Annotated in this window: 8 protein-coding genes and 1 rRNA gene; 6 read left to right on the top strand and 3 right to left on the bottom strand. The window is 37.2% G+C overall.

Annotated elements, in window-relative coordinates; all coding sequences use genetic code 11:
- Positions 1 to 76 (top strand): 5S ribosomal RNA (gene rrf, locus AB7942_RS30630); the annotation flags it as partial.
- A gap of 225 nt (positions 77 to 301) precedes the next feature.
- Complete coding sequence (gene tcuA, locus AB7942_RS27600) at positions 302 to 1816, top strand: FAD-dependent tricarballylate dehydrogenase TcuA (RefSeq protein ID WP_369449334.1); 1515 nt, start codon at positions 302 to 304, stop codon at positions 1814 to 1816.
- Positions 1817 to 1895: 79 nt separating this feature from the next.
- On the opposite strand, the gene AB7942_RS27595 is transcribed toward tcuA, so the two are convergent.
- Entirely contained in the window at positions 1896 to 2759 is an 864-nt protein-coding gene (locus AB7942_RS27595; protein WP_369449332.1) for a LysR family transcriptional regulator, read from the bottom strand.
- A 146-nt stretch (positions 2760 to 2905) separates the two neighbouring features.
- Here AB7942_RS27595 and AB7942_RS27590 point away from each other — a divergent pair, with 146 nt between their 5' ends.
- Together AB7942_RS27590 and yyaC are read left to right on the top strand one after the other, a co-directional pair.
- Entirely contained in the window at positions 2906 to 4039 is a 1134-nt protein-coding gene (locus AB7942_RS27590; RefSeq protein WP_369449331.1) for an AbrB family transcriptional regulator, read from the top strand.
- A gap of 61 nt (positions 4040 to 4100) precedes the next feature.
- Complete coding sequence (gene yyaC / locus AB7942_RS27585) at positions 4101 to 4703, top strand: spore protease YyaC (RefSeq protein WP_369449330.1); 603 nt, start codon at positions 4101 to 4103, stop codon at positions 4701 to 4703.
- A 126-nt stretch (positions 4704 to 4829) separates the two neighbouring features.
- Here the strand turns inward: yyaC and AB7942_RS27580 are convergent, their stop codons facing one another.
- A complete protein-coding gene (locus AB7942_RS27580) occupies positions 4830 to 6140 on the bottom strand; it encodes a CitMHS family transporter (protein ID WP_369449333.1) in 1311 nt (436 codons plus the stop codon).
- A gap of 208 nt (positions 6141 to 6348) precedes the next feature.
- Complete coding sequence (locus tag AB7942_RS27575; protein ID WP_369449329.1) at positions 6349 to 7227, bottom strand: LysR family transcriptional regulator; 879 nt, start codon at positions 7225 to 7227, stop codon at positions 6349 to 6351.
- 146 nt (positions 7228 to 7373) lie between these two features.
- Between AB7942_RS27575 and AB7942_RS27570 the strand changes: the two genes are divergently transcribed.
- Together AB7942_RS27570 and AB7942_RS27565 are read left to right on the top strand one after the other, a co-directional pair.
- Positions 7374 to 8501, top strand: coding sequence for a 2-methylaconitate cis-trans isomerase PrpF family protein (locus AB7942_RS27570; RefSeq protein ID WP_369449328.1), 1128 nt, complete (start codon positions 7374 to 7376; stop codon positions 8499 to 8501).
- Between the two features lie 277 nt (positions 8502 to 8778).
- Positions 8779 to 11478 (top strand): alpha-mannosidase, encoded by a 2700-nt coding sequence (locus AB7942_RS27565; RefSeq protein WP_369449327.1) that lies wholly within the window; start codon positions 8779 to 8781, stop codon positions 11476 to 11478.
- Position 11479 lies beyond the last annotated feature (1 nt).

The raw sequence follows: 11479 nt of genomic DNA, 5'->3' as shown, positions 1-11479 counted from the left end.
GAACACGGAAGTTAAGCTTCTCAGCGCCGATGGTAGTTGGGACACGCGTCCCTGTGAGAGTAGGACGTTGCCAGGCATATCTTAGAACAACTCATTTTTGGGTTGTTCTTTTTGTTATGTGGAGAAACTAATTTGTTTTTAGATGATTAGGGCCTTATTCAAGCGGCTCTAAGTACGTCTCACAGATTGTTTATCCTTTTGAAGGCTAGCCATAAATATTATTTATGGAATACAATCAAATAACGGTATTTTATTAATCGCTGTTTATACCGTACTATTTAGTTAAGGAAACACATGACTAATAGGAGGGGTAAACGTGGATAAACGAAATTATGATGTAGTTGTAGTTGGGGCAGGGAATGCAGCTTTGTGTGCAGCGATTGCGGCAAAGGAAAATGGTGCTGAAGTACTTGTTTTAGAGCGCGGGCCAGTAGAAAAGCGTGGAGGAAATTCATTTTTTACAGATGGAGCGATTCGTGTTGCTTACAATAATTTAGAAAGCATAAGAAGAATAATACCTGATATAACGGATGAGGAAGCAGAAAAGATCGTAATGCCTGAATACACTCAATCTGACTTTTATAATGATCTAATGCGAGTAACAGACGGAAATAGTGATCCTGTACTAGCAAATCAGCTTATTGCTAAATCTTATGAAACACTTTCGTGGATAAGTAATCATGGAATTAAATTTGAATTAAATTACGAAAATCAATCCTTCGAACAAGATGGTAAACGTCATTTTTGGGGTGGACTTCCAATAAAAACTGAAGATAAGGGCGTTGGTTTAATAAAAAGGCTCTTTGATAAAGCAGAAAAAATCGGGATTGATATCTGGTATAATTCGCGGGCAATCGAGTTAGTAACTGATAATGAAAATATTACTGGCATTAAAATAGAACAAATCGAGAAAGTGACAACAATCAATACGTCTAGTGTAATTTTAGCTTGTGGTAGTTTTGAAGCGAACAAAAAAATGAGAAGTGAACATATAGGAGAAGGATGGGAATCCGCGATTGTGAGAGGGACTGAATATAATACTGGAGACGGAATAACTATGGCTTTAGCAGTTGGTGCGCAAAAATATGGTGAATGGAATGGCTGTCACTCGATTGGGACAGATTATAATGCTCCTAAATTTGGTGACTTTAACAAGCCTGGTGATATATTTAAAAAGTCTTCATTTCCTCTTGGTCTTTTGATTAATAATGAGGGAAATAGATTTGTAGACGAAGGGGCGGATTTTCGGAACTACACATATGCAAAATATGGTCGTGAAGTCTTAAAACAGCCTGGTCATTCTGCTTTCCAACTTTTTGATGCTCAAGTACGTCCGATGCTTAGAAAGGAATACAATCTAGAAGAAGCCACTTATTATAAAGCTGATAGTCTTGAAGAATTAGCAGAATTGATGTCAATTGATAAAGAACAATTTTTAAAAACGATAACAGAATTTAATGCAGCAGTTCAAGAAGGAGACTATAATCCAACAGTGAAGGACGGAAAAGGAACAGTTGAAATTACTCCACCAAAAACAAACTGGGCATTACGAATCGACCAAGCTCCTTTTTATGCATATCCAGTTACTTGTGGTATTACCTTTGCTTTTGGCGGATTACATGTAAATCCAGAAGGAGAGGTCTTAAACCAAGAAGGAAGACCTATAGCTGGGTTATTCGCTGCTGGTGAAATGGTCGGTGGCATCTTCTACAAAAATTATCCAGGTGGGTCAGGATTAATGTCAGGAGCCGTTTTTGGAAAATTAGCTGGTACATCAGCTGCCAATTATTCTAAAGAAAAGATAAGTATTTCATAAATCACAATAAAAAAGCATCTGCCATGCCTCAGGCAGATGCTTCTATTAAATGTAAAGACTGTACTTTAATGATTAACTTCTACCCTTTAAATTCATTTTCCATAAACTCAACAAATGCCTTAACAATGTTTAATTCTAATGAATCTTTGTGGTAGAACATCCATGTCTTACGGACAATGGGGTTGCCGTCAATTGTTGTAATATCCGTTTTATAAACATCATTGACATCATTTAAAATCATGCTTGGCAAGATTGCATAGCCTAATCCATTAACAACCATTTTTTTGCAAGTATCCACTTTATCGACTTCTATACTGACAAGCGGTGGTTGGGTGAAATGTTCAGACCACCAATTATTGATGGAATTCTTCAACAGTGAGTCAGTATGATAATCGATTCTTGGTAAGTTAGGGAGGTTATGTATATCTATTTTTTCTTTAGAAGCGATACAAATGGTCTCTTCAAATAATAAATGTTTGTGATCTTTCCAGCTGAAATCTCCTTTAACAATACCAATATGGACATCTTGATTGTAAATTAAATGGGCGATGTGACTGCTGAAACCAGTCGTTACTTTGAATTCAATAGTAGGATAACGTTCTTTGAATAGCTTTAATAGGTTAGGAAGCATGTAATCAGTAAAAAAGGTAGAGACACCTAATCTTAATGTTCCTGCTACATTGTCCTCCATATTAAGAACATTTTCCTTAATTTTTTGTATGTTTAGAAGCATTTCATGCGCACTTTTCGCTAAATACTCTCCTTGTGGGGTAAATTGAACTCCACGTCTGCCTCGATTGACAATTGTTATCCCAAATTCCTTTTCTAATTGCTGTAAGCGGTTTGTCAAAGCTGGTTGAGAAATATACAAATGTTGAGCAGCCTTTGTAATGTTTTTTTCTTTATAGAGGGTTTGTAACACCATCCAATCTCGTTCATCCAAACTTACAACCACCATTTCTACCATTAATATTATTTATGGATAATGATAATATTTTAATATTTTAATTATTTCTAAAATTATACTATATTTGGTTTAAAAAGCAAAGATGACAAAATCACTTCATCTTAATGAAAGAAGGATCCTGAATGGAAAAACATAAACATTTTTTTCAATTTGTTTGGTTTGTAATAGTAAGTGGGATAGGTGGATTTTCCCTCTCGTTAACAGATCTCCCGATTGGATGGATGATTGGGACACTCCTCACGGCAGCTTTTCTTTCTATACTTCGTCCGAATTTTTTGCATTTACTATATACTCAAAATGGAATTCCAAAATATTGGTTATACATTGGACAATGTATCTTAGGAATTGAATTAGGCCAGAAAGTGAATACTTCCGTTCTATCCATTTTTAGAGAAAATTGGTCAACGATTATCATCATGCTTCTTTTATCAATCTTTTTTTCTTTACTATCAGGTATTGTTTTATGGAAGTTCAGTAAATTGGATATGTTAACAAGTTTTTTTGCTACTGCACCTGGCGGGCTTTCCTCAATCCCTGGTATTGCAGAAGAAGTTGGCGCAAATACTGGTGTTGTAAGTATCATTCAGGCAATGCGTGTATTTTTAGTTATCATTACGACCCCTGTCATGATCTCTTTCTTGTTCGGTCATTCTGACTATCACCATGCTGTTGCGGCGACAGAATCATCATCAACATTTGAAGGAGCGCAACTTGCTTTGACCATTTTATTTGTGTTTATAGCGTGGATTGGCTATCATATCGGGAAATTTTTGAAGTTTCCAGCTCCATGGCTGATTGGAGGGATGATTAGTGTTGCGGCAGTTAAATCCTCTGGATCTGTACTTATTGGATTTGATCTTGTAGCTTGGTGGCCCCATAGTTTAATCATCATATCGCAAATTTTTATTGGGGCAAGCATTGGCTCGCGTTTTAATAAAAATATGTTTATCGGATTAAACCGAACTTTGTTCATTTCATTTTTAGGGACAATCGGCTTAATTGTAACTGTGTTTATCTGTGCGTACGTTGTATCAATTTTTACTAATATAACATTTCTGACTGCAGGTTTAGCATTTGCACCTGGTGGAATTGCAGAGATGACAACAACAGCTCTCGTTTTGAATGGTGACGCTACATTTGTCGTAGCGGTACAAGTGCTCAGGGTCGTCACTGTCTGTATTACCCTTCCTCCTTTTTTTCGATTTTTAAAATACCTAGAAGTCAAAAAGAAATCTCACACTAATCTATCCGCATAGGTTTTAGGGTATAATGATTTTATCAGCTATGTGCCGGAAAATAAATTTAAGGGTGATGGTCGTGTGTCCTTTTTATTATGAAAAAGAAAAAAAGAATGAAGAAGCCATTTCATATTATGTAAAATCAAATGAAAAAACGGAAGAAAAAGATAGTGAATTATTAGCATTTAATATAAGAGAAATAATTCACCAATCATCACCAGAGGTTCACGATATTGTCTTTTTATGCATAGGTTCGGACCGAAATGTGGGTGATTCATTAGGTCCATTAGTAGGAACGATGCTAAAAGAACACCAAGTTCCTTTTCGTGTATATGGAACATTGGAAGAACCTGTACATGCATTTAACTTAAAAGGAATATTGAAGGAGATCAATAAACAATTTAAAAAGCCGTTAGTTATTAGTATCGATGCCTCCATCGGTACTAAAGAACAAGTTGGTCATGTGATGTTTAAAGAAGGACCTTTAACTCCTGGGAAAGCCCTTGAAAAGATGCTCCCAGAAGTAGGAGATTACCATTTCGTTGGGTTTGTGAATTATATAGATCCTTTACCAACTTCTCAATTTTTAAATGACACCCGCTTATATACGGTTATGAATCTTGCAAAAACAATTGTAAAAGTAATTACTAAAATTAGGGTAAATGATGATAAAGAGCGTTAGAAAATATCTTTTTTTGTTTCATATATTGATAAAAAATAGAGCCTTCCCGAATCGGTTTCGTAACTAATTTGGGAGGCTCTATTTTTATTATCGAATCTATTGGAGATCTAACAATGAAATGAAGTATTAGCTGATTGCACTTGTTAAAAAGGCAACAGCAATAATGACTAAAGAACAAAGAAGAGTCCATTTAAACGCATAACGTTGAAATTCTCCGATATCTGTTTTCACAATCCCTACTAATAAAAGAGTGGATGCTACAAGTGGGCTTAGAAAATGTACAGGTTGCCCTAATACAGATGCTCTTGCAATTTCTAAAGGACTTACCCCATAGGCCGCTCCTGCTTCAGCTAGAATTGGTAAAACTCCAAAGTAATAAGCGTCGTTGGATAATACGAAAGTAAATGGCATGCTAGTTAGGGCAACGACAAGTGGGAAGAAGGAACCTACAGATTCTGGAATGATTGATACTAATGCATGTGAAATAGCATCTACCATTTTTGTTCCAGAAAAAATTCCTGAGAAGATACCGGCAGCAAACACTAGAATAACAACTGTTAAAGCATTTCCTGAGTGTGACAAAATACGTTCTTTTTGCTGCTCAAAATTTGGATAGTTAATCATGGCCGCGAGTACAAATCCAATTAGAAATAAGATTGGAGCTGAAATTAACCCCATGACCAAAACTACCATGATCGCTATTGTTAAAATAAAGTTTACCCATCTTAATTTAGGGCGCTTAATATCCTCTTGTAGGGCATAAGCGGCAGCTGCTTCACTTAATTGTAATGATTGTTGTGGAATTTCCTCAACATTGATCACACCAATTCTTGCTCTTTCCTTTTTTCCAAGAACAAAAGCGATAAAAAGAATACATCCCATTCCTGATAACATTGTAGGTAATAGTGGGAGGAAAAATTCATTCGAATCAAGGCCTAAAGAAGCAACGGCTCTTGTAGCTGGTCCTCCCCAAGGCGTCATCCCACTCATGATACTGACAGAGAGTAAAGAAATAGTTGCGAGAATAAGAGGGTTCATACCAATTCGAAGATAAAGCGCTAACATAGCAGAAATGGTAATCATGTGAGTTGTCGTTCCATCGCCATCTAATGCTACTGTCATAGCAATAATTGCGGTTCCGATCGCGATTTTAACTGGATCACCCTTCACAAATTTCATCATGTTATTGATTAATGGATCAAATAAGCCTGCATCAATTAAAATTCCGAAAAATAAAATCGCAAACAGGAGTAAGGCAGCTGAAGGAGCAACCTCTTTTAAACCATCTAGCATCATACCACCGAGCTCTAAGCCAAATCCACCAATTACTGCAAAAACTATTGGTACAATGACAAGTGCTGTAACTGGAGATAATTTTTTTGCCATAATCAGATAAGTAAATAAGACAACCATTGAAATTCCTAAAAAAGTAAGAATATGAATCCCCTCCCATAAAAGAAATCGCTTACAATTAACTAAAATTTGATTACTGCAAATATTGAGAAAACTGTTTCAAGAAATATTTCTTAGTTTTACAATATAACACACGTATAAATAAGTAAAATATATAATTTTTATCTAATTTCTAAAAAAAAACTTATAATGCATATAATAAAAAGAGGAATATTTCTCATTCCTCTCTAAATTAGCTATTTTTTGTTAAAGAATTTGAATGTTCATTTAAAAAATCTATGAAACTTTTTACAGTAGAAAGCTTTAATGAATCCTGATTATACATTAACCATGTATATCTATAAACTGGTTCACTATCCTTATAGGATAGTTCGTAGATTTGTAGGTTATCTGAAGGTTCTAGACAAATTTGAGGTACGATCGCAATACCCAGATCGTTTTTGACCATTTCTTTACATGTTTCTAGTCGGTCCGTTTCCATCATAATAAACGGTGGTTCTGAGTATCGGTCATGCCACCAGCCATTAATAGAAGATTTTAGAGAACTATCTGTTTTGTAATTAATTAATGGAAGTTTAGGTAAATTCGCCATATTTATTTCCTTTTTAGAAATTAAACATAGCTTTTCTTTATGTAATAATGCTTTTTTTCCATACCATTCGTAATCTCCACGTAGTATGCCTAATTGCACAGTATCGGTATTAAGAAGATTTAAAATATCAGTACTCCAACCTGTATTTATGTTAAATTGTACATTTGGGAATTTAGTTGAAAACTTTTTTAATATCCTTGGTAACTTATATTGTGCAAAGTTACTTGAAACTCCAATTCTTAACGTTCCTCTTACCTCATCTTGCATATTGATCATATTGTCTTTTGTTGATTGCAGCTTTTTGATCATTTCTTCAGCATACTCTACTAAATGCAAGCCTTCTGAAGTAAACTCAATGCCTCCTTTTATTCTAAAAAATAATCTTGTTCCAAACTCCGTTTCTAAATTTTTAAGTCTGTAAGTTAATGCCGGTTGGGAGATATATAAACGTTCTGATGCACGGCTAATATTTTTCTCTTGAAATAAAATTCGAATCGCATTCCAGTCTTTTTCATCCATAAGTTCATCCCCAATCAACTGATTATAAGTTTTTTTTTGTATTTTTCTAATAAAATATCTATTTTACTTATGATATCACATAACTTACTATATTTTTAAAAGCACCGATACTTTTTGAAAGGTGAATAAGAAAAGGGGTTTTTTAGATGAAAGTGCCTGTTGTTGTGATGCGTGGAGGAACTAGCAAAGGAGTGTTTTTTAATTTTGATGATATGCCATCAGATCGTTCGCTTTGGGATGAATTTATGTTGGATATAATGGGAAGTCCAGATAGCAGACAAATTGACGGACTTGGTGGGGCCAATTCATTAACGAGTAAAGCAGCAATTATCAAAAAGTCGGGTTTTGAAGGTATTGACGTAGAATACACCTTCGCACAAGTTAGTATTGAAAATCAATTGGTTGATTTCAAAGGAAACTGCGGAAATATTTCTTCTGCGGTAGGTCCATATGCAATTGAACAAGGTCTAGTACCAGCAATTGAGCCTATTACAACTGTTAGAATTTTTAATACAAATACTCAAAAAGTAATCATTTCTGAGGTAGAGGTTGAGGACGGTCAAGTAAAAACAGATGGAATGTGTTCAATTCCAGGTGTTCCAGGAACAGGTTCTCCTATCTATCTATCATTCACTAATGCGGAAGGTGCAGTAACAGGAAAACTATTTCCAACCGGAAACTCTATTGATGTCATTCAAACACCTAGAGGTCCGATAAATGTATCGATAATTGATGTTGCTAATCCATTAGTTTTTATTCATGCACATGATGTTGGCCTTAAAGGGACTGAACTTCCTCATGAATTTACACCAGAAAAACTAACTGAATTAGAAGAAATCAGATCGATTGCAGCCGAAATGTGCCAATTTGCTACGAAAGAAGAAGCAACAAAAAAATCACCTGCTGTTCCTAAATTAACGATTATTGCTCCTCCTATGGATTATATTGATGTAACAGGAGTGGAGAGAAAAACTGAAAATATGGACTGTATAATAAGAATGATGTCTATGCAAAAACCACATCAAGCACTTGCGATTACAGGTGCGATCTGTACAACTGCAGGGGCATTTTTAAATGATACAATCATATCCGATACTATTAATGTAAAACAAGAAGTTATCCGATTAGCACATCCTGCTGGAATCATGGAAACAAAGGTTGATTTAATTGCAGGAAATATCACCGCAATTAAGGTAGTAAGAACAGCACGTGTGATTTTGGAAGGATATGCATATACAAAGAAAAATTACGAGTATATATCTAAGTTAGCTTAAAATTATATACAAGGTTGGAGGAACTTGTCAGCCGTTTTAAGCCGACTAATTCTCCTTTAGAAGGGGTCCGGCCCCCACTACGTTAAGCATTATTGTAGTGGGGGACGGACCCCTTTTCAATGGAATAATTTTATATCCACTGGAATATCTAAATGACTTACGCCCATTCTATTGCTACTTGAAGGGTGGACTTTTATTGTTATTAGTAATAGTACACATTCATAAATGACAGCGTTTACTTATTGCATAAATCAAAAGCGTAGGAGGGGGAAGTCTCATGAAGAAGACAGCCCATATTATATCTCATTCCCATTGGGACAGGGAGTGGTATTTACCCTTTGAGAAACACCGCTATTACTTTATCAAGCTGATGAATAATCTGATCGATGAGTTTGAACAGGAAGGAAATCAATTTCAATCGTTTCATCTGGATGGACAAACGGTTCTGTTAGAGGATTATTTCGCTGTTCACCCAGAAAACCGTGAAAAGGTAAAACAATTGATTGAAGAGAAAAAACTAACGATTGGTCCTTGGTATGTGTTGCAGGATGCCTTTTTAACAAGCTCTGAAGCGAATGTTCGGAACTTGCTGATTGGCATGAATGATGCGAAAGCCTATGGACATGTATCAAAAATTGGCTATTTTCCTGACACATTTGGTATTTACGGGCAGGCGCCCCAGCTTTTAAAACAAGCGGGGATCGAGACCGCTGCCTTTGGAAGAGGAGTCAAACCGACTGGCTTTAATAACACGGTATCAGACACCCCTAACTTTGAATCTCCTTTTTCTGAGATGATTTGGAAATCGCCGGATGGCTCTAGTGTTTTAGGGATATTATTTGCCAATTGGTATTCAAACGGAAATGAAATCCCGGTGGATGAAGAAGAAGCAAGAGTCTTTTGGAATCATAAGCTCCAAGATGCCGAAAAATATGCGTCCACGAATCAATTATTGTTTATGAATGGCTGTGATCACCAGCCGCTGCAAAAAACGATTCCTGAGGCAATCGAAACCGCCTCCGCCCTTTATTCCGATTATACATTTAAGCATTCCAGTTTTGACGAATATACAGACGCTTTAAAAAAGGTACTTCCAGAGAAGTTGCAAGTCATTGAAGGGGAATTGCGCAATCAGCGGACAGACGGATGGTCCACTCTCGTAAATACGGCTTCTGCCCGTATTTACTTAAAGCAATGGAATAACCGCTGTCAAACTCTTTTGGAAAAAATAGCGGAGCCTTTAGCAGCTTTTGGCTATTTAGCAAACGGAACTTACCCGCGCGAATATATTCGCTTTATGTGGAAATCCCTTTTGAAAAATCACCCACATGACAGTATTTGCGGCTGCAGTGTCGATGAGGTCCACCGTGAAATGGTCACGAGATTTGAAAGAGTTTCACAAATGGGAGAGGTATTTGTACAAGAACAAGCAGCAGAACTTGCTCTTACGGTTGATACATCTAAAACGCCGGATGGGGGAATTCCGTTTGTTGTCATGAATACAACGGGATGGAACAAAAACGAAGTAGTGACAAAATTAGTCGATCTTGAAAAAGTGTATTTTTCACAAATGCATTTTGAAGAAATTCCTGCCTATTTGAGAGATAAAGAAATGCCGGCCTACAAGCTGGTTGATGATCAAGGCCAGACCGTCGAATTTCAACTCGTAAGCCCGACTGTTGAATTCGGTTACGATCTGCCAGACGACAAGTTCCGTCAGCCGTTTTTTGCAAAGCGAGCAACTCTATCATTCTATGCAGAGGAGATTCCATCCTTCGGTTACAAGACCTATTATCTTGTTCCGGAAGGTCACTCGTTGGTGCAACAACAGATAAAAGCCCCTGTTAACGACTTGGAAATGGAAAATGAATTTGTGCATTTACTGTTCCATGAAGATGGCACGTATGATGTAACGGATAAAAAAACAGGCAAGGCCTTCCATCGTCTCGGTATATACGAAGACACAGGCGATGTCGGGAACGAATACATGTTCAAGGAAGCGAAGGGTTATTCCGCGATCACGACAAAAGGGATACCAGCGGAATTTACCTTAGTGGAAAGAAGTGCCCTGCGTACAGTCCTTGAGTTTAAGCACACGTTATCGATTCCAGTTTCGGCGGACGAGCAACTTGACGTCGAACGTCATAAACTCATTTGGCATAAGGAAAGAGAAGCAGGAAGAGCCAATGAAATGACTGCCATTTCGCTTCGAACCGTTGTGACACTCGAAAAAGGAATGAAAGGACCGGCCTTTAAGCTTTTTATCAATAATCAAGCAACAGACCATCGTCTCCGTGTCCTTTTCCCAACAGGACTGCAGACGGAAACACATCAAGCGGACAGTATTTTTGAGATTGTCACTCGCCCTAATACGCCGGAAAAGGAATGGGAAAATTCGAGCTTTTGTCATCACCAGCAGCGATTTGTCAGCCTCTCGGATGACAAGATGGGGGTAACGGTGGCAACGGATGGTCTCCATGAATACGAAATCCTGCAAAAGGATGGAACGATCGCAGTAACCGTGCTTCGTTCCGTTGCGGAGCTTGGGGACTGGGGATACTTCCCGACACCTGAAGCCCAATGCTTAGGGTTGCAAACAGCGGAGTGGCAAGTGCTGCTTCATCAAAAAGATGTCCTTGCTTCAAAAGCATATGTGGATGCCTATCAATACAAAGTCCCGCTGCTGGCTATTCAGACAAGCATCCATGAAGGCAAATTGCCTGGAACCCATCAGTTTGTAAACTGGGAAACTAATGGACTTGTATGGTCGTCGATGAGAGTAGCGGAAGAGCAAGATGATGTGATCGTTCGCTGGTTTAATCCGGCTGGACAAAAGGAAATGCTAAAAGCTGCCATCCATGACGATGCTCGATCCTATAAAAGTTCTATCCTTGAAGAAAAAACGACAGACTCAAAGAATCTATATGAAGTAGAAGGTCACGAAATTATTACACTTGGTTTTCATCATAAGCGATAGG

The sequence above is a fragment of the Neobacillus sp. BF23-41 genome (assembly GCF_041106275.1).
The sequence above is the reverse complement of the archived record's forward strand: the minus strand, read 5'-3'. Positions and strand labels throughout refer to the sequence as shown.